Source organism: Mesorhizobium sp. J8, from assembly GCF_016591715.1.
In the GTDB taxonomy this organism is placed as follows: Bacteria; Pseudomonadota; Alphaproteobacteria; order Rhizobiales; family Rhizobiaceae; genus Mesorhizobium.
In genome coordinates this window covers 439,760-463,079 of record NZ_AP024109.1, presented here as the reverse complement: position 1 = coordinate 463,079, position 23,320 = coordinate 439,760, and the positions used below count along the sequence as shown (strand labels likewise).

Genomic DNA, 23,320 nt, shown 5'->3' with positions numbered 1-23,320 from the left:
AGTTTTGCCAAGCGATGGGCAGAGTGCCGCGCGAAACAGAGGGGCATTCATGCAGGCATCGGACAGTTCCAGGAATTCCATCGGCGGCATCGACATCGCCCGCATCGCCGAGCTGCGCGAGGCGGAGGTGGCTGCCTTCCGCAAGGCGCGGCCGAAATCCGAGGCGAAGCTTGGCAACGGCATCGCCGGCTTCCTCGGCGGCGTGCCGATGCATTGGATGACCGACTGGCCGACGCCGTTTCCGATCCTGGTCGACGGCGCCAAAGGCGCCACCATCACCGATATCGACGGCAACAGGCTCGACGATTTCTGCCTTGGCGACACCGGCTCGATGCTCGGCCATTCGCCGCCGGCGGTCGCGCGCGCCATCCGCCGGCAGGCCGCGCGCGGCCTGACCTACATGCTGCCCAGCGAGGACGCGCTGGCGATCGGCCCGCTTCTGCAGCAGCGCTTCGGCCTGCCCTATTGGCAGATCGCCACCACCGCCACCGACGCCAACCGCTTCGCGCTGCGCGTCGCCCGCGCCGTGACCGGGCGCGAGAAGATCCTGGTCTTCAACGGCTGCTATCACGGCTCGGTCGACGAGACGATGGTGCGGCTGATCGACGGCAAGCCGGTCAACCGGCCTGGATTGGCCGGCGAATTCCGCGATCTCACGCGGGCGACCAAGGTCGTCGAGTTCAACGACATCCCTGCCTTGGAAGCGGCGCTTGCGGACCGCGATGTCGCCTGCGTCATCACCGAGCCGGTGCTGACCAATTCCTGCATGGTGCTGCCGGAACCGGGCTTCCACGACGCGCTGCGGCGGCTGACCCGTGCGGCCGGCACGCTGCTCCTGATCGACGAGACGCACACCATCTCCACCGGCCCCGGCGGCTATATCCGCGAACACGGGCTGGAGCCGGACCTGTTCGTGCTGGGCAAGCCGGTGGCGGGCGGCGTGCCGGCAAGCATCTGGGGCATGAGCGAGGAGATCGCCACGCGTTACGGCGCCTACAACCGGACCAAGGAACCCGGCTATTCCGGCATGGGCACGACGCTGTCGGCCAATCCGCTGCAATTCGCGGCGATGCGCGCGACGCTGGAAGAGGTGATGACGGATGAAGCCTACGCCCATATGGAGCGGCTGGCGCGCCGGCTCGATGCGGGGCTCTCCGCCGTGATCCAGCGAAACAAGTTGCCTTGGCATGTGGCGCGGGTCGGCGCGCGTGTCGAATTCATCTGCGCGCCGGGACCGTTGCACAATGGCGGCGAGGCCGAGAAGGCGCATGCGCCGGAGCTCGAAGCCGCCATCCATGTGGCGCTCGTCAATCGCGGCGTGCTGATCGCGCCGTTCCACAACATGATGCTGATCTCGCCGGTGACAACGTCCGCGCAGGTAAGCCGGCTGATCGCCGCCTTCGCCGCGGTTGCCGGCAAGCTTGCGGCGTGAGAAAAGCGGCCATGGACAATCCGAACGCCGTAAACACGTCTCCTTCAGGCTCGACGCCCGCCGAGGCAAAAGCCTTTCTCGACGCCCATCCCGACATAGAGGCGTTCGACATCGTGCTCACCGACGCCAACGGCATCGGCCGCGGCAAGATCGTGCGCCGGCACGAGTTGATGGGCATTTTCGAGAACGGCCGGCACCTGCCGATCTCGATCCTCGGCCTCGACATCACGGGCGAGGACGTGCACGAGACCGGGCTGGTGTGGGACACCGGCGACGGCGATCTCAGGGCATGGCCGATCCCGGGCACTCTGGCGCCGCTCTTCGGCACCAACCCGGCGCGCGGCCAGGTGCTGATGTCGATGTACCACCTCGACGGCCAGCCGATGACCTCCGACCCGCGGCTCGTGCTGGCAAGGCAGGTGGAACTGCTTGCGGCGCGCGGCCTGCATCCGGCCGGCGCCTTCGAGCTGGAATTTTTCCTGCTGTCCAACGAGCGCGACGCGGATGGCAAGGTGCAGCCCGCACGCGCGGTGCTCGACGGCCGACGCTCGGCCAAGACAGAAGTCTATTCGGTCGACCATCTGCATGGTATGGAGCCGCTGCTTTCCGACATTTATGCCGCGGCCAAGGCGCAGGGCATTCCGGCCGAGACCGTCATTTCGGAATACGCGCCCGGCCAGTACGAGCTGACGCTGAACTACCGCAAGGACGTGATGCGGGCGGCCGACGACCTCGTCATGCTGAAGCGGCTGGTCAGGGCGCAGGCGCGCCGGCACGGCGTCACCGCCTGTTTCATGGCCAAGCCCATCGAGGCCTATGCGGGCTCCGGCATGCATTTCCACGTCTCGCTGCAGGACGATGCCGGCCGCAACGTCTTCACCGAGGCCACCGGCGAGAAATGGTCGCCCAGGCTGCTCAACGCGCTTGGCGGGCTGATCCACGCCATGGCGGAATCGATGCTGGTGTTTGCGCCGCACGCCAATTCATGGCGCCGTTTCGTCTCGCAATCCTACGCGCCGGTGGCGCCGACCTGGGGTGTCAACAACCGTTCGGTGGCGCTGCGCGTGCCGGCGGGTGACGCCAGGAACCGCCGCATCGAGCACCGGCCGTCCGGCGTCGACGCCAATCCCTATCTGGTGGCGGCGACGGTGCTGGCGGGCATCGTCAAAGGCCTGGATGAAGGTCTGGATCCCGGCCCCGAAACGACCGGCAACGGCTACGAACAGGCGACCGAAAAATCGACCATGCCGGCCGACTGGCGCGCCGCGATCGAAGCGGCCAAGGGCTCCGATTTCCTGAAGTCGGCGCTCGGCCCCGACCTGCACCGGACCTTCGTGGCGATCAAGCAGGCCGAATATTTGCGCGTCGCCCGCACCGTCAGCGAATTGGATTACCATCTCTACCTGCACGAGGTGTGAGCCTCTGTCTCGTGTCGCGGCGATCACGTTTTGCCGACGGCAATCAAAAGTTATAGCCAATTGCATTTCTGGAACATATCATGAACAAATGGCTGTGCTTTCCGTCCGCGAAAAACTGGCGATCCTGTCCGATGCCGCCAAATACGACGCCTCCTGCGCATCGTCTGGATCGACGAAACGCGACTCGCTGAGATCGGGGGGCATCGGCTCGACCGAGGGTTCCGGCATCTGCCATTCCTACGCGCCGGACGGGCGCTGCATTTCGCTGCTCAAAATCCTGCTGACCAATTTCTGCATCTACGATTGCAGCTATTGCATCAACCGCTCGTCCTCGAATGTGCGGCGCGCTCGCTTCGCCGTCGAGGAGGTGGTGAAGCTCACCATGGATTTCTATCGCCGTAACTACATCGAGGGACTGTTCCTGTCGTCAGGCGTCATCCGCTCGCCGGACGAGACGATGGGCGAGATGGTGGAGGTGGCGCGGCGGCTCAGGATCGAGGAAAAATTCGGCGGCTATATTCACCTGAAAACCATTCCCGAAGCGTCGGCCGAGCTGATCGAAAGGGCCGGTTTCTATGCCGACCGGCTGTCGATCAATGTCGAATTGCCGACCGACGAGAGCGTGAAGAAGCTGGCGCCGGAGAAGAAGCCGGAAACGATCCGGTTATCGATGGCCAAGCTGCGCCGCAAGATCGAGGAAAAAGCCGAGCCGACAATGCAGAGCCGCAGGCGGGAGCGTTTCGCGCCGGGAGGCCAATCGACGCAGATGATCGTCGGCGCGGACAAGACATCCGACGACGGCATCTTGCGCGCCAGCGCCCGGCTCTATGGCAGCTATCATTTGCGCCGCGTCTACTATTCCGCCTTCAGCCCGATCCCCGATTCGTCTTCGGCGCTGCCATTGCGCAGGCCGCCGCTGATGCGTGAGCACCGGCTCTACCAGGCCGACTGGCTGATGCGGTTTTACGGCTTCTCGCAGCCGGAGATCCTGGCCGGGAGCAGCGACGGCATGCTCGACCTTGCCATCGACCCCAAGCTTGCCTGGGCGCTGCGCAATCGCGGCCGGTTTCCGGTCGACGTCAATCGCGCCGAGCGCGAAGCCCTGCTGCGCGTTCCCGGCCTCGGTGCCAAGGTGGTCGACAGGATCATCGAGACACGCCGTTACCGGCGGCTGCGGCTGGAGGATCTCGGACGCCTCTGCAATTCGGTCGCCAAGGTGCGGCCCTTCATCGTCGCGGAAGGCTGGTCGCCGGGCGCGCTGACCGACAAGGCCGGCCTGCGCCAGGCGATCACCCGCTCCTGCGAGCAGCTTTCGTTGTTCTGACCATGGCAAGCACTCAACTCAACCTCGCCACCCATCTCGTCCGGCTCGACAGCGAAACCGATTTTGCCGGCTGGCGCGACGCGGCGCGCCGGTTGGCGACGAACGACATAAGGCCGGAAAGCGTCGCATGGCAGGTCCCGGATAGTGAATGCCGGGTCGATGATTTGCCGGCCGCGAAGCCCGATGCTCGCCTTGTCGTTCCGCGCGACTTCATCGATCGGGCCGAGACGGTCATCTGCCATTGCGACCCCGAGCGCTTCGGCTTTCTTTATCGGCTGCTCTGGCGGCTGCGTTCTGAGCCGATGTTGCTCTCGATCGCTTCCGATCCGGATATCCGCAAGCTGGAGGCAATGGAGAAGGCGGTCCACCGCGATATCCACAAGATGCGCGCCTTCGTGCGCTTCCGGAAGATCGGCGAAGGCACGGACGAGCGCTATGTCGCGTGGTTCGAGCCCGACCATTTCATCGTCGAGCGCAATGCCGATTTCTTCGTGCGCCGCTTCACCGGCATGCGCTGGACGATACTCTCGCCGCACGCTTCCGCCGACTGGAACGGCGAGCGGCTGGCAATCGGCCCGGGAGCCGGCAAGCGCGACGCACCAGCCGAGGATGACGCCGAGGCGCTGTGGCGAACCTATTTCGAAAACATCTTCAACCCGGCTCGCCTCAAGGTGAAGGCGATGCAGAGGGAGATGCCGAAGAAATATTGGCGGAACCTTCCGGAGGCCTCGCTCATTCCAGATTTGATAGCAGGAGCGGACAAGGCTGCGTCAGCCATGATCGACCGGATGCCAACCACCCCAGCCCCGCACCACGCCAAGGTGAAGGCCAAGCACTGGCCAACGCCCGGGCCGTCCGATGTTGTTGCGCCTGAAGCCGAAGATATTCCGGAGTTGCGCGAGGAGGCGAAAGGCTGCCGCCGCTGCCCGCTCTGGCGCGATGCCACGCAAACGGTGTTCGGCGAGGGACCGGAAAATGCCGACGTGGTCTTCGTTGGCGAACAGCCGGGCGACCAGGAGGATCTGGCCGGCAAGCCCTTTGTCGGTCCGGCGGGCAGAATATTCGACAGCATTTTGGACGACGCCGAAATCGACCGCCGCAAGGTCTATGTGACCAACGCGGTGAAACATTTCAAATTCGAGCCGCGCGGCAAAAGGCGCATCCATTCCAAGCCCAATGCCGGCGAGATCCAGGCCTGCCGCTGGTGGCTGGACAAGGAGCTCGACCTGATCAAGCCAAACCTCGTGGTGGCGCTCGGCGCGACGGCGGCGCAGTCGCTGCTCGGCAAAGCGGTGCCGATCACCAAGATGCGCGGCGACGTTATCCAGCGCGAGGACGGCTTGCGCGTGTTCCTGACCATCCACCCATCCTTCATCCTGCGCATCCGCGAGCAGGAGGACAAGGAGGCGGAGCGGGAGCGGTTCTTGAAGGATATGCGGAAGGTCAAGCAGCTGATGGCTGCCTAGGCAGTATTGATCTTCAGGTGAGGCGGGCCTGCAAATGGCGGCGTCCTGCGCTTCCGGTGCTCACGTACGAAAAGTATGCTCCGCCCGGTTCTCGGAACCCACCATTTTCGACTCGGCCTGACCTGAATCTCAAAACTGCCGGGCCGAGCCAAGCCTAGCGGACCAGAATTGCCCTCAGATCATTCACATTCGTGCCCGTCGGCCCCGGCACGAACAAATCCCCGGCCGCATTGAAGGCCGTCCAGGCGTTGTTGCCGGCAAGCATCGCCTTGGCGTCAACGCCTGCCGCGCGCATGCGTGCCACGGTCGAGCCGTCGGCGAAGGCGCCGGCATTGTTCTCCGAGCCGTCTATGCCGTCGGTATCGGCGGCCAGAGCGTTGATACTGTCGACGCCGTCGATGCCGATGGCAAAGGCGAGCAGGAATTCGGAATTGCGGCCGCCTTTGCCCTTGGCGCGCAGCGTCACCGTCGTCTCGCCGCCGGAGAGGATCAGCACCGGCTTCTTGAAGGGACGGTTGCGCGTCGCTACCTCGCGCGCGATTGCGGCATGCACGCCGCCGACCTCGCGCGCTTCGCCTTCGATCGCATCCGACAGGATGACGGCCTCGATGCCTTGCCGCTTCGCTTCGGCGGCGGCGGCTTCCAGCGAGACGCCGGCGGAGGCGGTCAGGTGTACCTCATTGCCCGCGAAGCGCGGATCGTCGGGACGCGGCGCTTCGGCGGCCGGCGAATTTATGTGCGCCATGACCGACGCCGGAAGCTTCATGCCGTAGGCGGCGATCGAGGCCAGCGCGTCCGCGCGGCTGCCAGTGTCGGGAACGGTCGGCCCCGAGGCGACCAGTGCCGGGTTGTCGCCCGGGATGTCGGAGACGACCAACGATACGACCTTCGCCGGATGCGCCGCGGCAGCCAGGCGTCCGCCCTTGATGGTCGAGACATGTTTGCGGATGGTGTTCATCGCCGCGATCGGCGCGCCGGAGGCAAGCAGCGCCTCGTTGACGGCGATCTCATCGGCAAGCGTCAACCCGGGCGCGGGCGAAGGCAGCAGCGCCGAACCGCCGCCGGAGATCAGCGCCACCACCAGATCGTCGGCGGTCAGGCCCCGCACCTTCTCGAGCAAGCGGCGCGAGGCCTCGAGGCCGGCGGCGTCCGGCACCGGGTGCGCCGCCTCGATGATCTCGATGCGCTCGCATCTGGCGCCATAACCGTAGCGGGTGACGACAAGGCCATCGATCGGACCGTCCCAGACGCGCTCGAAGGCCGCCGCCATCTGCGCCGAGCCTTTGCCTGCGCCGATGACGATGGTGCGACCCTTCGGCTTTGCCGGCAAATGATTGCGGATCGTCTTTTCCGGGTCGGCGGCGGCGACGGCGGCATTGAAGATCGAGGTGAGGAAGGTTTTTGGATCGGTCATTTGTCTTCCGGCGGCAGCGCGAGCGCGCCCGCATCGATGCCAAGATGGGCGCAGATCGCTTCGACGACGACGCCGTGGTCCTCGCGCTCGGGCAGGCCCGAAACGGCGATGACACCGATCACGCCTGCGCCCTTGACGGTGACGGGGAAGCCACCACCGGCCAGCACATAGTCGGCAATGTCCAGGCCTTCACCGATTTTGAAGGTTCGGTCGGGGCGCTGCTGCTCCAGCACCAGGCGATAGGTGCTTGTGAGATACCGCTTCACGACATTGATCTTGCGCCGCGCCCAGTCCGGATTGGAGGCGTTGGAGCCAGGCATCGCGGCATAGAAGAGCGGCCGGTCGAAGGTCCTGATGTCGACGATAATAGGCAGATCTTCCTTCAGGGCCCGGTCCCTGATGGCGGAGCCGATTTTGAAGGCGACAGCCTCGTCGAAGGCCGGAAAGACCAGTGTGGCTTCCTGTTTCTTGATCAGAGCGATGTCGTCGGCGGTGGCCATGGCGTTCCCCTGTCAAATGTCGACGCACGCTTTGGCCGATGACTGACGCCGGGTCAAGCGAAGAGCGCGTCAAAGCTCACGCAACCATCGCGCTCTTTGCGGGCCGGCCCGCGACATAGACCTCGCGCACGGCGCGGTCGTCGCCAAGCGTCTGCAGGAGGAACAGCTCTTCCGCCAGTGCCTCCACCGTCTCCATCCTGAGCCGCATGCCGGGCGTCGCATGGGCATCGAGCACGACGATATCGGCATCGGTGCCTTCGTCCAGCGTGCCGACCTTGTCGGCCACGGACAGCGCCTCGGCATTGCCGCGGGTCAGCTGCCAGAAGGATTGGAAGGGGTTCAGCTTCTCACCATTCAGCGCGATCACCTTGTACCCCTCATCCATGGTGCGCAGCATCGAATAATTGGTGCCGCCGCCGACATCGGTGGCCGCGGCGATCCTGAGCGGCTTCTCGCGCCGGCGGTAACGCTGGTAATCGAACAGGCCGGAGCCGAGGAAAAGGTTGGAGGTCGGGCAGAACACCGCGACCGAGCCGGAGCCTGAAAGCGCATCCGCCTCGCGTTCGGACAGATGGATACAGTGGCCGAACAGGCTCTTCTTGCCGAGCAGTCCGTAGTGTTCGTAGACGTCGGTATAGTCGTGCGACCAGGGATAGAGCTCCTGGGTGAAGGCGATCTCGGCGTGGTTTTCCGACAGATGCGTCTGCATGTGGAGGTCGGGGTGCTCGCGGCAGAGCGCGCCCGCCATCTCCATCTGCTCCGGAGTCGACGTGATTGCGAAGCGCGGCGTGACGGCATAGAGCTGGCGGCCCTTGCCGTGCCATTCGGCGATCAGCGCCTTGGTGTCGTCATAGCCGGTCTGCGGCGTGTCGAGCACGCCGTCCGGCGCGTTGCGGTCCATCATCACCTTGCCGGCGATGTTGAGCATGTTGCGCTCATGCGACTCGGCGAAGAAGGCTTCCGCCGACGATTTGTGCACCGAGCAGTAGGCCGCGACCGTCGTCGTGCCGTGGCGCAGCATCTCGTCGAGGAACAGCCGCGCAATGCGGCGCCCATGCTGGGCGTTCTGGAACTTCGACTCTTCCGGAAACGTGTATTTATTCAGCCAGTCGAGCAGCTCGGCGCCGTAGGAGGCGATGATCTGCATCTGCGGCACATGAACGTGCGCATCGAGGAAGCCCGGCAAGATAAGATGCGGTCGATGGTCGACCGTCTCGACGCCGGCGCCCGCCTTCTTCGTGACATCCGCATAGGAGCCGGCGGCGACGATCTTGCCATTGTCGATCAGCAGAGCGCCATCTTCCTCGTAGCGCCAGGCGGAATGGTCGTCGAAGGTTTCCGGCCAGCGCAGGAACGTAAGTGTACGGCCGCGCAGAAGTTTCGAGGTCATGCTTACTTTCCGGCGCCTTCGAACCAGGCTACCAGAAGGGCCCGTTCCTGGTCGGTGATCTGGGTGACGTTGGCGGGCGGCATGGCGTGCGCCCGGCCGGCCTGGATATAGATCTCCCGCGCATGCTCGGCGATGCGCTCGTCCGTGTCGAGCAGCACGCCCTTCGGCGCATGGTAGATGCCCTCATAGACCGGCTCTTGCGCGTGGCACATGGAGCAACGGCCGAGCACGGTGTCGCGCACGGCCGGGAAATGGTCCGAAGCCATATAGACCTGCGCAGCGGTGGACGCGGCCGAGGTCTTCGGCTCGCCGGTCAGCACCTTCGGTACCGTCGACAGCCAGATGATGATCATGAACAGCACGGCGGCACCCAACCAGGTCCAGGTCGGGTTGCCTTTCCTGGCATGCACGGTGTTGAAATAATGCCGGATCAAAACGCCGATGATGAACACCAGCGAGGCGATGACCCAGTTGAACTGAGTGCCGAAGGCCAGCGGGTAGTGGTTCGACAGCATCAGGAACAGGACCGGCAAGGTCAGGTAGTTGTTGTGCAACGAGCGCTGCTTGGCGATCTTGCCGTATTTCGGGTCGGGCTTGCGGCCGGCGATCAGGTCGGCGACGACGATCTTCTGGTTGGGGATGATGACCATGAAGACGTTGGCCGACATGATCGTGGCGGTGATGGCGCCGAGATGCAGGAAAGCGGCGCGGCCGGTGAAGAGATGCGTCAGCCCCCAGGCGATGAAGACCAGCACGCAGTATAGCACCAGCATCAGTCCGGTGTCGCTTTTGCCGAGCGGCGAGCGGCAGAGCAGGTCGTAGACGATCCAGCCGACGCCGATGGTGGCCAGCGACAAGAGGATGCCGACCGGCACCGAGATGTTGAGCACGTTGGGATCGATCAGGAAGAGATCGGCACCGGCATAGTAGACGACGCAGAGCATGGCGAAGCCCGACAGCCAGGTGGCGTAGGATTCCCATTTGAACCAGGTCAAGTGCTCCGGCATCTCGGCAGGCGCCACCAGATATTTATGGATGTGATAGAAGCCGCCGCCATGCACCTGCCACTCTTCGCCAAAAGCGCCGACGGGCAGGCCCGGACGTTGGCGCAGGCCAAGATCGAGCGCGACGAAATAGAAGGACGAGCCGATCCAGGCGATGCCGGTGATGACATGCAGCCAGCGGACCGCAAAGCTCAGCCAGTCCCAGAAAATCGCGAAATCCATCATTGCACTCGTCCCTGCCGATGAGAGCGACTTTACGGTCTGGCGCGCAAACGAAAAGAGGCGAGGTGCGCGATGACTTTCAAAAAAAAATAAAAAATAATAGGGTGCCCCACGCAGCCGCATGAGAGCCACGCATGGCCTATCTCGACAACATCGCCGTCTTCGTCCGAGTCGTCGAGCTCGGCAACCTGTCGGCGGCGGGGCGCGACATGCGCATTTCACCGGCCGTCGCCTCCAACCGCATCAAGGAACTGGAAAAACACCTGGGCGTCAGGCTGTTCAACCGCACGACAAGGCAGCTGATGCCGACCGAGCACGGCACGGTGTTCTACACCGGCGCCAAGCAGGTGCTGGATGCGATCACCGAGGCTGAAGCCGCAGTCGCGGCCCTTTCCGGCCAGCCGCGCGGCACCATCCGGGTGACGGCGCCGCTCGGCCTCGGCCGCCGGCTGATCGCTTCCGGCATCCCGGATTTCCACGACAAATACCCCGATATCGAGGTGCGGCTGAGGCTCTCCGACCACAATGTCGACATCATGAAGGAAGGCATCGACGTCGCCTTCCGCCTCGGCATCATCGAGGATTCGAGCCTCCGGATGCGCGGCATCATGGAATGCGAGCGCGTGCTGGTGGCGGCGCCGAAATATCTGCAAGCGCGCGGCGAACCGGCCGAGCCGCAGGAATTGGTCGGCAAGAAGCACGATTGCCTGATGCTGCGCTATGCCGGCGCGCGCGAATTCGTCTGGACGCTGCAGACGCCAGGCGGCGTGCAGAAATTCGAGGTGCACGGCCCATACGACACCGACGACGGCGACGTGCTGACCGGCTGGGCGCTATCGGGGCGCGGCATCATCAACAAGCCGCGCTTCGAGGTGGAGCCGTTCATCCGCGACCAGCGGCTGAAGGTGATCCTGCCTCAGACGCCACCGACGCCGGTGCAATTCGCCGCCGTCTACCCGCACAAGAAGCTGCAGGACCCGAAGGTGCGGCTGCTGCTCGACTTCATGGCCGAGCGCTGCCAACGGCTGATCAAGGATATCTTGGCGGGGAAGTAACCTGGCCGGAAAGTGATGGGGCGCTGGTCTAGTCCCCCGGGCTTGCCTTGAACACCGCCGTACTTAGGTTGATGCGATGCATCTCGCCGTTTCGCTCGACATCGCCGTCACCGACAGTCAAGACATCTTGGACTTCGGCCAGATCAGCGCTTTCGTGCGGGACTTGGAAGCGGCAGGCGTCGACATGGTCGTCATTTCCGACGCCGCCGACGCGCCGTCCACCAGTCCGTTCGAAGCGACGACGCTGTTGGCCGCCCTGGCGACCGTGACCGAGAAGATCGGCCTCGTGGCCAGCGCCTCGACGCTGGCGCATCAACCCTACAATCTGGCACGCCGGTTTGCTTCGCTGGACATCATCAGCCATGGCCGCATCGGCTGGAACGCGACACTGAGGCAGAACCCGCGCGAGGCGGCGAATTTCAGCCGGCCGGAGGGGTTTTCAGACGATGACTTTCGCCGCCGCGCCGAGGAATTCATCAACATCGTACGGCTCTTGTGGGTCAGTTGGGAGCACGATGCCTTGTTGTTCGACAAGGTATCAGGCCGCTTCCACGATCCCGACAAGATGCATCTGATTGACTTCACGGGAGAATTCTTTTCAGTGCGAGGGCCGCTTAATGTCGCCCGCTCGCCGCAAGGCGTGCCAGTGTTGGTGATGTCCGGCCTCTCAGAAACCGAGCTCGATTTCGTCAGCCGCCGCGCCGATGCCGTTCTGTTGGACAAGCGTGAACCGGACGCGAAAGCGACCAGCGATGAAATCAAACGTAGAGCGCATGAAGCGGGGCGCAATCCGGCGACGATGAAGGTGCTGGCGGTGGCCGATGCGCGGCCGGAATTCGATGGCCGTAAGCTGAAGGAGCTATGCCTCTCATCCGGCTGCGACGGCATCGCTCTGAATGTGGAGGCTCGGACTGCCGCTTTGAAGGATTTCATCGAGCGATTGCTGCCAGACCTCGAGCGACAAGGATTTGCCAAGGCAAGATCCGGAAAGACGCTGCGAGATCGCCTTGGGTTGAGTGAGGATCGCAGGCCATGACCGCGCGCCAGATGAAGCTCGGCCTGTTCCTGTGGGCGACCGGCCATCACATCGCCGCCTGGCGCCATCCGGACGCGCATGTCACGGCCGGCATCGACATCGATCATTACATCGCACTGGCGCGGACCGCCGAAGCGGCGAAGTTCGACATGGTGTTCTGCGAGGACGCCGCCGGCCTGCGCGAAGCCAATGTCAACATTGCCAGCCAAACCTCGCGCTCGATCGGTTTCGAGCCGATCAGCCTGCTCTCGGCGCTGGCCGCGCAGACCGAGCGGATTGGCTTGGTTTCCACCGCGTCGACCAGCTACAACGAGCCCTATGGGCTGGCGCGCATGTTCGCCTCGCTCGACAATCTGAGCGGCGGCCGCGCCGGCTGGAATCTCGTAACCTCGGCGAGCCCCATCGAGGCCGCGAATTTCGGCGCGACGGGTTTGCGGCCGCATGCGGACCGTTATGCGCGGGCGCGCGAGTTCGCCACGGTTATCACCGGGCTCTGGCACCGCAAGCCAGCCGGCCATGACGGCGAAAGCTTCTCGGTGCGCGACCCGCTCGACATCCCGCCGTCGCCGCAAGGCGCGCCGGTGATGGTGCAGGCCGGCGCATCCAATGACGGCAAGGATCTGGCCGCGCGCACCGCCGATGTCGTGTTTTCCGCAGCGCAGACCTTCGAGGAGGCCAAGGCCTTCTATGACGACCTCAAAGGGCGGCTCGCCGCTTACGGACGCCAGCCGGACGATGTGAAGATCATGCCCGGCGTGGCGCCGATCGTCGCCGCCACGAAGGGCGAGGCGCAGGCGAAATACGATGCGCTGCAGGAGCTGATCCCCGACGATGTCGGCGTGGCGCTGCTCTCCAGCTATCTCAGCATCTCCGACCTCTGGCGCTATCCGATCGACGGGCCTCTGCCCGAACTGCCGGAGAGCGAAGGCATGAAAAGCCGGCAGGCGCTGGTCATCGAGCAGGCGCGCCGCGACGGGCTCTCGATCCGCGAGCTCGCGCGTTATTTTGCCGGCGCGCGCGGCCATTGGCGGATCGTCGGCACGGCCGGAGAGATCGCCGACGAATTGCAAGCCCGCTTCGAAGGCGGCGCGGCCGACGGCTTCAATGTCATGCCGTCCTGGTTCCCGGGCGAGCTGGACGCCTTCGCGACGCTGGTGGTGCCGGAGCTGCAGCGGCGAGGCCTGTTCCGCAAGGACTATGAAGGCCGAACGTTGCGCGAGCATCTCGGCCTGAAACGGCCGGTTTAAAGCCTCAGTCCATCAGCCGAGCCGTCCCGGAAACCCGGATCGAGCTGCCCGGCGCCGGCGGGATATCGGCATGGAGACGCGAGCGCATGCCCATATCCTCGCCCTGGACGATCTCGATGGCGCCGCCATGCGGCCAGCCGAGATCGCGCAGATAGCCGGCAAAGGCAGCGGTTGCGGCGCCGGTCGCCGGATCCTCGTAGACGCCGCCGGACGCGAAAGGATTGCGGGTGTGGAACAGGCGCGGCGTCTCGGCATAGGCGAGCAGGATCGTGACCAGGCCTTCGCGCCGCATGAAGGACCGGCCCCGCTTCAAATCATAGGCCATGGCAGCCAGTGCCTCGCGCGACTTCAGCGCCAGCACGAGATGATCGGCGCCGCCATGGATGAGCGCGGGCGGGATGGCGGGATCGAGATCGCCCGGCTCGTACCCGAACAAGGCGAGCGCCTCGCCGGCCAGCTCCGACGAAGCCGGCTGGCTGCGCGTCGGCGGCGATTGCAGCGCTGCGGCGACATTGGCGCCGTCGCGAAAGCCTTCGACGGTGATGTCGGCCTGGTTGAGCGCTAGCTTGAAGACGCCGTCGCCGAATTTCCTGACCAGCGCCGCGCCGAGCGCGATGGTGGCATGGCCGCAGAACGGCACTTCCGACTCCGGCGAAAAATAGCGCACGCGCCAGCGTTCGCCCTCGGGCGCGGCGAAAGCGGTTTCCGAGAAGCCGACCTCGGCCGCGACGCGCTGCATGTCGGACGCATCCGGCAAGGCTTCGCCGATCACCACGCCGGCGGGATTGCCGCCGGTGTTCCCATCCGAAAAGGCTGCGATCCTCAGTACATCCATGTTCTTGGCCTCGTTGTCCGTGCGGCGCAACAAACACGTTTCGGACCGGTTTGGGAAATGAAGAAAGCGGCGAGCAGCGGTGAGCGCCAGTCACATCTGCGATCAGCGCCGTGGGCATCGACCCAACGCGGAACGAAATTCGGCCTATCGCCGTTCTCACGGTTGGCGGTCGTCCGGGCCGCCTTCAGCTCTCATCAATCGACGCAGCGCGACAGGAGCCGACCATGGACGCCATCGTCACCAAGAACGACCTCAAATCCGACGCCAAGAAGGAATCGATCGATCTGCTCAACGCCAGGCTTGCCGACGCCATCGACCTGGCGCTGATCACCAAGCAGGCGCACTGGAACGTCAAGGGTCCGCAATTCATCGCCATCCACGAGATGCTCGATGAATTCCGCGAGGAGATCGACGGCCATGTCGACATCATCGCCGAGCGCGCCGTGCAGCTCGGCGGCACCGCGCACGGCACTTCGCAGGACGTGTCGAAGGCGACGAAGCTAAAACCCTATCCGACTGACATCCACAAGACCAAGGATCATCTGGCGGCGCTGATCGACCGCTATGCCACGGCCGCCAAGCTGGCGCGCGAAGCGATCGACGAAGCGGACGACGCCGGCGATGCCGATACCGCCGACATCTTCACCGCCTATTCGCGTTCGCTCGACAAATTGCTGTGGTTCCTGGAAGCGCACACGCAGGAGAAAGAATAGCCGGGACGCTGTCCTTGCCCGGCCGGCTGGATCAGCCGGCCATCGCCTTTTCTGCGCCGGCTGGCGCATCCGAGGCGCGCGACACCAGCGCCGTCATGATCTCGGCGGCCGCAAGCGCGGCGATCACCGGCGGGCGCTTATCCTTCACGATGCTGCCGCCGATCGGCGAGATCAGCCGATCGAGCTGCGCTTCGCTGCCCTCGGCCGACTTCAGGAACCAGTTCCGGAAGGTGGCCTTCTTGGTCTTCGAGCCGATCATGCCGACATAAGCGGTGTCGCCGCGCTTCAGCGCTTCGGCGACGATCAGGAAATCCAGCGCATGGTCGTGCGTGAGGATGGCGAAAGCCGATCCCGGCGGCGCCTCGCGCACCACGGCTTCGGGCATCGGCGTCAATCGCGTTTGCACCGTTTCCGGCATGGCCTCCAGCGCTTCGGATCGGGTCTCGACCACGACGACGTGGACCGGCAGCAGCGCCAGCGACGCGGCCAGCGCCTGGCCGACATGGCCGCCGCCGAAGAGATAGACATGCGGCAGATGTGCTTCTTCGGACTTAGCGTCGGCGATCAGCTTTTCCTCGATTGTCCCGTCAACAAGGCGGATCGACACCTCGACGCGCCCGCCGCAGCATTGACCGATCTCCGGCCCAAGCGGGACGTCTAGCGTGGCGCAGACTTCATCGACCTCAATGCGGGCTTCATTGGCCGAAGATCGCGTACCTCTGCCAAGCATCTGCCGCGCCTTGTCGATCGCCATATATTCGAGCTGGCCGCCACCGATGGTGCCGAAAATGGCCGATGTCGAGACAAGCATGAAGGCGCCGGCCTCGCGCGGCGTCGAGCCTTTCGTGGCCGCCACCTCGACAAGGGCAACCCGGCCAGCTTGGCCGAGAAACGCCTTCAGGCTTTGCACCTTCGAGTTCATCGTCCGCATTTCCATCCTGGAAATATAGCGTTTTGCGCCTGGAATTGCACGTTTAGGCAGATTCAGGCCGGCCTGAGGCTTCCCGCTTCAGGCGCTCGATCGCCATCAGCACCCGTTCAGGCGTTGCCGGCGCGTCGAGGCGCGGGCAGATCCTGTGATCCGCGACGCTGGCGACCGCGTCCGACAATGCATGCAGGACCGACATGCCGAGCGGGAAAGGCGGCTCGCCGACGGCCTTGGAGCGATGCACGGTCGGTTCGTTCGCCTCCGACCAGTCGGCCAGCGTGACGTTGAAGATTTTCGGCCGGTCGGAGGCGAGCGGGATCTTGTAGGTCGACGGCGCATGGGTGCGCAGGCGGCCCTTGTCGTCCCACCACAGTTCCTCGGTGGTCAGCCAGCCCATGCCCTGAATGAAGCCGCCCTCGACCTGGCCGAGGTCGATGGCGCGGTTCAGCGAGCGGCCGGTCTCGTGCAGGATATCGGTGCGCTCGACCACATATTCGCCCGTAAGCGTGTCGATCGAGACTTCCGAGCAGGAAGCGCCATAGGCGAAGTAGTAGAAGGGGCGGCCCTCGCCCTTGTCGCGGTTCCAGTGGATCTTCGGCGTCTTGTAGAAGCCGGCGGCCGAAAGCTGGATGCGGGCCATATAGGCCTGCTTGACCAGATCGCCGAAGGGTATCTCCTGGTTGCCGATGCGAACCCGGTTGGGGAGGAACAGCACCTGATCGCGCGGCACCTGGTATTTTTCCGAAGCGAAGTTGGTCAGCCGGTCCTTGATCTGCCGTGCGGCGTTCTGCGCCGCCATGCCGTTGAGGTCGGAACCCGAGGAAGCCGCGGTGGCCGAGGTGTTCGGTACCTTGCCGGTGGTCGTGGCGGTGATCTTCACCTGGTCAAGGTCGATCTGGAACTCCTCCGCCACGACCTGCGCCACCTTGAGGTAGAGGCCCTGCCCCATCTCGGTGCCACCATGGTTCAGGTGAACCGAACCGTCGGTGTAGACATGCACCAGCGCGCCGGCCTGATTGTAATGCGTGGCGGTGAAGGAGATGCCAAACTTGACCGGCGTTAGCGCCAGGCCGCGCTTGACGAACCGGCTGTTGGCGTTGAAGGCACTGATCTCGCGCCGGCGCCGCGCATAATTCGAGCTCGCCTCCAACTCGGCTACGATGCGCTGGATGACATTGTCCTCGACCACCTGGTGATAAGGCGTGATGTTGCGGTCGCCCCCCTTTTCACCGCTTGTGCCGTAGAAATTCTTCTTGCGGATCTCGAGCGGATCCTTGCCGAGGGCAAAGGCCACCTCGTCGATGACGCGCTCGGCGCCAATCATGCCTTGCGGGCCGCCGAAGCCGCGAAAGGCGGTGTTGGAAACCGTGTTGGTGTAGAGCGGCGCCGATTGGGCGTGCACCGCCGGCCAGAAATAGGTGTTGTCGCAGTGGAACAGCGCGCGGTCGGTGACCGGACCGGAGAGGTCCGACGAGAAGCCGCAGCGCGCGGCAAACATGAAGTCGACGCCGAGGATGTTGCCGTCGTCGTCGAAGCCGACCTCATAGTCGATCAGGAAATCGTGCCGCTTGCCGGTGGCGGTCATGTCGTCATCGCGGTCGGGCCGGATCTTGACCGCGCGACGATGGCGCTTGGCGGCGATCGCGGCGAGCGCCGCGAACTGGTTGCCCTGCGTTTCCTTGCCACCGAAGCCGCCGCCCATGCGGCGGATTTCCACCGTAACGGCATTGCTCGGGATACCCAGCGCATGGCTCACCATATGCTGGACTTCGCTCGGATGCTGGGTCGAGGAATAGATGGTGACGTCGTGGTCCTCGCCGGGGACGGCCATGGCGATATGGCCTTCGAGATAGAAGTGCTCTTGGCCGCCCACGCGCATCTTGCCCTTGAGCTTGCGGGGGGCCGCCTTGATCGCAGTCGCCGCGTCGCCGCGCCTCAATGTGAGCGGTGGCGTGACCAGCTTATCCTTGCGCGGGTCGAGCGCGCCGATGTCAGTGACGAAGGGCAGTTGCTCGTATTCGACCTTGGCCAGCCTAGTGGCGCGGCGGGCCTGTTCGCGTGTCTCGGCGATGACGCAGAAGATCGGCTGGCCGTAGAACTCGACCTTGCCGTCGGCGAGCACCGGCTCGTCATGACGACCGGTCGGGGAAATGTCGTTCTCGCCCGGCACGTCCTTTGCCGTCAGCACATCGACGACACCGGGCGCGGCGCGCACGGCCGCGAGGTCCATCTTCGTGATCGTCGCATGCGTCGCGGTGGAGAGGCCTAGGCAGCCATGCAGCGTGCCGGCCGGCTCCGGCATGTCGTCGATATAGACCGCCGTGCCGCTGACATGCTTGTGCGCGGAATCATGGCGCTGGTCGCTGGCGACGCCGCCGGAAATCTTCTGCGCCTTGAGGTTGGGGACGTGCTTGGTCATCAGGCAGCCTCGTAGCGGGAGACCTGCAACGGCGCCTTGGTGCCGGTGGTCTCGACAAAGAAGCGCAGCAACAGGTTCCTCGCCGCCAGCGCCCGGTATTCGGCGCTCGCCCGCATGTCGGTCAGCGGCGTGAAATCCCTGGCGTATTCGGCCATCGCGGCCTCCACCGTCGCTTCGTTCCAGGTCTTGCCGACAAGAGCTTTCTCGACCGCAGTGGCGCGTTTCGGCGTCGCCGCCATGCCGCCATAGGCGATGCGGATGTCGGCCACCGTGCCGTCCTTGGCCAAGGTTAGGTAGAATGCGCCGAGCGTCGCCGTGATATCCTCGTCGCGCCGCTTGGTGACCTTGTAGACGGCAAACTTCGTGCCCTTTGCCGGCACCGGGACATGGATCGCCTCGACGAACTCACCGGGCTGACGGTCCTGCTTGCCATAGGCGATGAAGAAGGTTTCGAGCGGGATCGTGCGGCGGGTCTTGCCCTTGCGCAGGGTGAGCCGAGCGCCGAGCGCGATCAGCGGCGGCGGCGTGTCGCCGATCGGCGAGCCGTTGGCGATGTTGCCGCCGATCGTGCCCATGTTGCGCACCTGCTCGCCGCCGATGCGGTCGACCAGCGGTCCCAGCGCCGGTATGCGCTTCGATAGCGACTCGAAAGCCTCGCTGTAGGTGACGCCGGCGCCGATGGTGATCACGCCATCCTTCTCCGACATTGTGCGCAGGCCCTCGAGCCCGCCGATAAAGACCGCCGGCGAGATGTCGCGCATGTGCTTGGTGACCCAAAGGCCGACATCGGTCGAGCCCGCGACGATGGTGGCGGCCGGCTCCTGCTCGAGCACGGCGGCGAAATCGTCGACATCGGCCGGCACGATCAATCGCGCCTTGCCCGCGTCGACCTCGACCCTGGCGCCATCGCGCAATGCCTCCAGCCGCGCGGTGATGTCCTTGCGCTCCACGGCCAGCGGATCCTTAGCCGCCTTGCCGTAGCTCGAGATGGCATGCGCGGCGCGCATGATCGCTTCGTAGCCGGTGCAGCGGCAGAGATTGCCCTGCAGCGCCTTTTCGATCGCAGCGTTGGACGGATCGGGCGTCTTCATCCAGAGCGCATAGAGCGACATGACGAAGCCCGGCGTGCAGAAGCCGCATTGCGAGCCGTGGAAATCGACCATCGCCTGCTGCACGGGATGCAACTTGCCAGGCTCGCCGCGCAGATGCTCGACGGTGACGACATGGGTGCCGTCGAGCGAGCCCATGAAGCGGATGCAGGCGTTGACGCTTTCGTAGACGAGGCCGTCGCCGGCAATCTTGCCGACCAGCACCGTGCAGGCGCCGCAATCGCCCTCGGCGCAGCCTTCCTTGGTGCCGCGCAGCGAGCGGTTGAGCCGCAGCCAGTCCAGCAGGGTCGCATCGGGCGCGATGTCTCTCAGAGCCACGTCGCTGCCGTTCAGGATGAAGCGTATCTCGTTGCGGATCTCTGCCATGTGTCAGCTCCCCCGATAGGTCGAGTAGCCATAGGGCGAAATCAAGAGCGGCACGTGGTAGTGCCGCGCCTCCGCCATGCCGAATCGGATGGGCACCACGTCCAGGAAAGCGGGGTCAGGCAGTTTCATGCCCTGGCCGCGCAGATAATCACCCGCGGCGAAAACCAGCTCATATTCGCCGACGTGGAAATCGGCGCCGGCGAGCAACGGCGCGTCGCAGCGGCCGTCGTCGTTGGTGGCGACGGTCTTGAGATGCGTGCGGCTCTGGCCCTCGATGCGGAAAAGGCCGATCGACAGGCCCTTTGCCGGCCGGCCGGTCGCTGTGTCGAGCACATGGGTCGTCAGGCGCCCACCATCGGCTTTCGACGTTTCTGCCACTGGCCGCCTCCCATTTTCCAGCACGACCGATTGGCCGGTACGTTTCAGGTCAATTGTGCGCCAATTAAAGGCGATGCATAAGCCCTGGTCGAGCGGAGTGCGGCAAAAAGCACTTTCAAAAATTTTCGGGGGAATGCTGCGGCACTCCTTTGGATATCTTCAGTGCAACAGTCGGGCAGGAGCAGCCATGCGTTACGATCGGGACATGCGCGGTTACGGGGCCAATCCGCCGGACCCGAAATGGCCCGGCGGCGCGCATGTCGCGGTGCAATTCGTCGTCAACTACGAGGAAGGCGGCGAGAACTGCGTGCTGCACGGCGACAAGGCTTCGGAGGCCTTCCTGTCGGAGATCGTCGGCGCGGCGCCCTGGGTCGGCCAGCGTCACTGGAACATGGAATCCATCTACGAATACGGCGCTCGAGCCGGCTTCTGGCGGCTCTACCGGCTTTTCACCGAAGCGCAGGTGCCGGTGACCTGCTACGGCGTCGCCACCGCGCTCGCCCGCTCGCCAGATCAGGTCACAGCGATGCAGGAGGCCGGCTGGGAGATCGCCTCGCACGGGCTGAAATGGATCGATTACCGCGACCATGCCGCCGAGGATGAAAAGCGCGACCTCGATGAGGCCATCCGGCTGCACTACGAAGTGACCGGCGCACGGCCGACGGGCTGGTACACCGGGCGCACCTCGGTGAACACGGTGCGTCTCGTCGCCGAGGAGGGCGGCTTCGACTACGTCTCCGACACCTATGACGACGAGCTGCCCTACTGGTTCGACCGCGACGGGCTGGAGAAGCCGCAGCTCATCATCCCCTACACGCTCGACGCCAACGACATGCGTTTCGCGACGCCGCAGGGCTTCAACTCCGGCGACCAGTTCTTCGCCTATCTGAAGGACAGCTTCGATACGCTCTATGCCGAGGGCAAGGCAGGGCGGCCGCGCATGATGAATATCGGCCTGCACTGCCGGCTGGTCGGCCGCCCCGGACGGGTGGCGGCATTGAAGCGCTTCGTCGACTATGTGAAGTCGCATGACAAAGTGTGGCTGACGCGGCGCATCGATATCGCCAGGCACTGGCGCGAAACGCATCCCTACGAGGCGCCGGCGCTGCGCCCATCACGGATGGAGTTCGAGGAATTCGTGCACACCTTCGGCGGCGTGTTCGAGCATTCGCCCTGGATCGCCGAGCGCGCCTACGAGCTGGAGCTCGGCCCGGCGCATGACAGTGCCGGCGGCCTGCACAACGCGCTCTGCCGCGTCTTCCGCGCAGCGAGCGAAGCCGAGCGGCTTTCCGTGCTCAACGCTCACCCGGACCTTGCCGGCAAGCTTGCGGCGGCCAAGCGGCTGACCCCGGAATCGGCCAAAGAACAGGCCTCCGCCGGACTCGACGCGCTGACCGACAAGGAGCGCGAGCTGTTCTCGAAACTCAACGCCGCCTATGTCACCACCTTCGGCTTCCCCTTCATCATCGCGGTCAAGGGCAAGACCAAGGACGAAATCCTGGCGGAGTTCGAGGCGCGGATCGGCAACAGCCGCGGCACCGAGTTCGAAACCGCCTGCAAACAGGTCGAACGCATCGCGCTGCTTCGACTGAAAGACATGCTCCCGCTCTGAACGTTTGTTGTTTTTGTTGACGCAATTCCCGACGGAAGACCGCTTCACACTTTCCTGGAATTGCTCTGAGGGTCAGGACCCCATGGATATGATCAAGACCGCCGAGCGAACCTATTACGCGCCGCAGGGCGGCCATCCCGGCCAGAACGAGCTCTTGACCGGCAGGGCCGTCTTCACCGAGGCCTATGCCGTCATCCCCAAGGGCGTGATGCAGGACATCGTCACCAGCCCGCTGCCCTTTTGGGACAAGACGAGGGCCTGGATCATCGCCAGGCCGCTCTCGGGCTTCGCCGAGACGTTCTCGCAATATATCGTCGAGGTCCTGCCCGGCGGCGGCAGCGACCGGCCCGAACTCGATTCCGGCGCCGAGGGCGTGCTGTTCGTCGTCGAGGGCGAGCTTACTGTTTCGCTAGCCGGCAAAAAGCATGTGCTTGCCCCCGGCGGCTTTGCCTTCCTGCCGCCGGGGAGTGGCTGGACGGTGCGCAACGATAGCGGCGCCGCTGCCCGCTTCCATTGGATCCGCAAGGCCTATGAAGCGGTCGATGGCCTCGACGTGCCGGAAGCCTTCTTCTCGAGCGACCAGGAGGTGGCGCCGAGCCCGATGCCGGGCACGGAAGGCCGCTGGGCAACGACCCGCTTCGTCGATCCGGCCGACATGCGCCATGATATGCACGTCACCATCGTGACGCTGAAGCCGGGCGCTGTCATACCCTTCGCCGAGACCCATGTCATGGAGCATGGGCTCTATGTGCTGGAAGGCAAGGCCGTCTACCGCCTCAACCAGGACTGGGTCGAGGTCGAGGCCGGCGACTTCATGTGGCTGCGCGCCTTCTGCCCGCAGGCCTGCTATGCCGGCGGCCCCGGCAATTTCCGCTATCTGCTCTACAAGGACGTCAACCGCCACGCCAGGCTTGGCGGTTATCTTGGGGGCGGCTATCTCGGGGGCAAGGCGCGGTGAGCCGCATCGTCGCCCGACCGCTGACCCGCGAGAACTTCGCGCCGTTCGGCGACGTCATCGACATGAGCGGCGACAACCGCTACCCGATCAATGGCGGCAAGGCGATGCGCTACCACGACCTCGCCACCGCCGAGGCCACCGGGCCGAATGCCAAGGTGCTGATCTCGATGGTGCGCGGGACGCCCTACGAGATGCCTTTGAAGCTCGGCATGGTCGAGCGCCATCCGCTCGGCAGCCAGGCCTTCATCCCGCTGTCGCCGCGGCCGTTCCTGGTCGTCGTCTGCCATGACACCAAGGACGGGCCGGGCGAGCCGCATGCCTTTCTCGCCGGCCCCGGACAAGGCATCAACTACCGGCGCAACCTCTGGCACGGCGTGCTGACGCCGATCGGCGAGGAACAGGATTTTATTATCGTCGACCGCGGCGGCGACGGCTCCAATCTCGAAGAATTTTATTTCTCGCACCCTTACGAAATCCATCTTCCCTGAAAGCCT

General features: G+C 64.7%; 20 protein-coding genes. 11 read left to right on the top strand and 9 right to left on the bottom strand.

The features are described 5' to 3' along the window. The first annotated feature begins 49 nt into the window (after positions 1–49). The 4 genes from MJ8_RS02250 to MJ8_RS02235 all read left to right on the top strand — a co-directional run bounded on the left by MJ8_RS02250 (position 50) and on the right by MJ8_RS02235 (position 5,640). Positions 50–1,432, top strand: coding sequence for an aspartate aminotransferase family protein (locus MJ8_RS02250; RefSeq protein WP_201412890.1), 1,383 nt, complete (start codon positions 50–52; stop codon positions 1,430–1,432). 11 nt (positions 1,433–1,443) lie between these two features. Further along, positions 1,444–2,850: a glutamine synthetase family protein gene (locus MJ8_RS02245; protein ID WP_201412889.1), complete on the top strand. Its 1,407-nt coding sequence runs from the start codon at positions 1,444–1,446 to the stop codon at positions 2,848–2,850. Between the two features lie 88 nt (positions 2,851–2,938). Further along, positions 2,939–4,174 (top strand): putative DNA modification/repair radical SAM protein, encoded by a 1,236-nt coding sequence (locus MJ8_RS02240; protein ID WP_201412888.1) that lies wholly within the window; start codon positions 2,939–2,941, stop codon positions 4,172–4,174. A 2-nt stretch (positions 4,175–4,176) separates the two neighbouring features. Continuing rightward, entirely contained in the window at positions 4,177–5,640 is a 1,464-nt protein-coding gene (locus MJ8_RS02235) for a UdgX family uracil-DNA binding protein (protein WP_201412887.1), read from the top strand. A 154-nt stretch (positions 5,641–5,794) separates the two neighbouring features. Here the strand turns inward: MJ8_RS02235 and MJ8_RS02230 are convergent, their stop codons facing one another. The 4 genes from MJ8_RS02230 to MJ8_RS02215 form a co-directional block, all read right to left on the bottom strand. Further along, positions 5,795–7,054 (bottom strand): glycerate kinase, encoded by a 1,260-nt coding sequence (locus MJ8_RS02230; RefSeq protein ID WP_201412886.1) that lies wholly within the window; start codon positions 7,052–7,054, stop codon positions 5,795–5,797. Then, the gene (locus MJ8_RS02225; protein ID WP_201412885.1) at positions 7,051–7,554 is read right to left on the bottom strand and encodes a heme-degrading domain-containing protein; all 504 of its coding nucleotides are present in this window, start codon (positions 7,552–7,554) and stop codon (positions 7,051–7,053) included. Before MJ8_RS02225 ends, MJ8_RS02230 begins: the two co-directional genes overlap by 4 nt. 76 nt (positions 7,555–7,630) lie before the next feature. Further along, positions 7,631–8,944, bottom strand: a complete 1,314-nt coding sequence (gene guaD / locus MJ8_RS02220; protein ID WP_201412884.1) for a guanine deaminase — start codon at positions 8,942–8,944, stop codon at positions 7,631–7,633. 2 nt (positions 8,945–8,946) lie between these two features. Beyond that, positions 8,947–10,173, bottom strand: a complete 1,227-nt coding sequence (locus MJ8_RS02215) for a urate hydroxylase PuuD (protein ID WP_201412883.1) — start codon at positions 10,171–10,173, stop codon at positions 8,947–8,949. 131 nt (positions 10,174–10,304) lie between these two features. Here MJ8_RS02215 and MJ8_RS02210 point away from each other — a divergent pair, with 131 nt between their 5' ends. The 3 genes from MJ8_RS02210 to MJ8_RS02200 all read left to right on the top strand — a co-directional run bounded on the left by MJ8_RS02210 (position 10,305) and on the right by MJ8_RS02200 (position 13,508). Next, positions 10,305–11,225, top strand: coding sequence for a LysR family transcriptional regulator (locus MJ8_RS02210; RefSeq protein ID WP_201412882.1), 921 nt, complete (start codon positions 10,305–10,307; stop codon positions 11,223–11,225). 76 nt (positions 11,226–11,301) lie between these two features. Further along, complete coding sequence (locus tag MJ8_RS02205) at positions 11,302–12,261, top strand: LLM class flavin-dependent oxidoreductase (RefSeq protein ID WP_201412881.1); 960 nt, start codon at positions 11,302–11,304, stop codon at positions 12,259–12,261. Then, the gene (locus MJ8_RS02200) at positions 12,258–13,508 is read left to right on the top strand and encodes an LLM class flavin-dependent oxidoreductase (protein WP_201412880.1); all 1,251 of its coding nucleotides are present in this window, start codon (positions 12,258–12,260) and stop codon (positions 13,506–13,508) included. The genes MJ8_RS02205 and MJ8_RS02200 overlap by 4 nt, the downstream gene beginning before the upstream one ends. Before the next feature lie 4 nt (positions 13,509–13,512). Here the strand turns inward: MJ8_RS02200 and MJ8_RS02195 are convergent, their stop codons facing one another. Then, a complete protein-coding gene (locus MJ8_RS02195) occupies positions 13,513–14,343 on the bottom strand; it encodes a PhzF family phenazine biosynthesis protein (protein WP_201412879.1) in 831 nt (276 codons plus the stop codon). Between the two features lie 224 nt (positions 14,344–14,567). Here MJ8_RS02195 and dps point away from each other — a divergent pair, with 224 nt between their 5' ends. Then, entirely contained in the window at positions 14,568–15,056 is a 489-nt protein-coding gene (gene dps / locus MJ8_RS02190) for a DNA starvation/stationary phase protection protein Dps (protein WP_040979811.1), read from the top strand. 31 nt (positions 15,057–15,087) lie between these two features. Here the strand turns inward: dps and xdhC are convergent, their stop codons facing one another. The 4 genes from xdhC to uraH are packed head-to-tail and all read right to left on the bottom strand — an operon-like array spanning position 15,088 to position 20,256. Next, a complete protein-coding gene (gene xdhC / locus MJ8_RS02185) occupies positions 15,088–15,978 on the bottom strand; it encodes a xanthine dehydrogenase accessory protein XdhC (protein WP_201412878.1) in 891 nt (296 codons plus the stop codon). A 52-nt stretch (positions 15,979–16,030) separates the two neighbouring features. Further along, positions 16,031–18,403 carry a xanthine dehydrogenase molybdopterin binding subunit gene (gene xdhB / locus MJ8_RS02180; protein ID WP_201412877.1) on the bottom strand — a complete coding sequence of 791 codons (2,373 nt, stop codon included), beginning with the start codon at positions 18,401–18,403 and terminating at the stop codon, positions 16,031–16,033. Continuing rightward, positions 18,403–19,878 (bottom strand): xanthine dehydrogenase small subunit, encoded by a 1,476-nt coding sequence (gene xdhA, locus MJ8_RS02175; protein WP_201412876.1) that lies wholly within the window; start codon positions 19,876–19,878, stop codon positions 18,403–18,405. Before xdhA ends, xdhB begins: the two co-directional genes overlap by 1 nt. Before the next feature lie 3 nt (positions 19,879–19,881). Next, on the bottom strand, positions 19,882–20,256 hold the full coding sequence (gene uraH / locus MJ8_RS02170; protein ID WP_201412875.1) for a hydroxyisourate hydrolase: 375 nt from the start codon (positions 20,254–20,256) through the stop codon (positions 19,882–19,884). A gap of 187 nt (positions 20,257–20,443) precedes the next feature. On the opposite strand from uraH, the gene puuE reads away from it, so the two are divergent. From puuE to MJ8_RS02155, 3 genes are all read left to right on the top strand, one after another. Continuing rightward, positions 20,444–21,868 (top strand): allantoinase PuuE, encoded by a 1,425-nt coding sequence (gene puuE / locus MJ8_RS02165; protein WP_201412874.1) that lies wholly within the window; start codon positions 20,444–20,446, stop codon positions 21,866–21,868. Between the two features lie 82 nt (positions 21,869–21,950). Next, entirely contained in the window at positions 21,951–22,826 is an 876-nt protein-coding gene (locus MJ8_RS02160; protein ID WP_201412873.1) for a bifunctional allantoicase/(S)-ureidoglycine aminohydrolase, read from the top strand. Beyond that, positions 22,823–23,314: an ureidoglycolate lyase gene (locus MJ8_RS02155; RefSeq protein ID WP_201412872.1), complete on the top strand. Its 492-nt coding sequence runs from the start codon at positions 22,823–22,825 to the stop codon at positions 23,312–23,314. The genes MJ8_RS02160 and MJ8_RS02155 overlap by 4 nt, the downstream gene beginning before the upstream one ends. Positions 23,315–23,320: the final 6 nt, after the last annotated feature.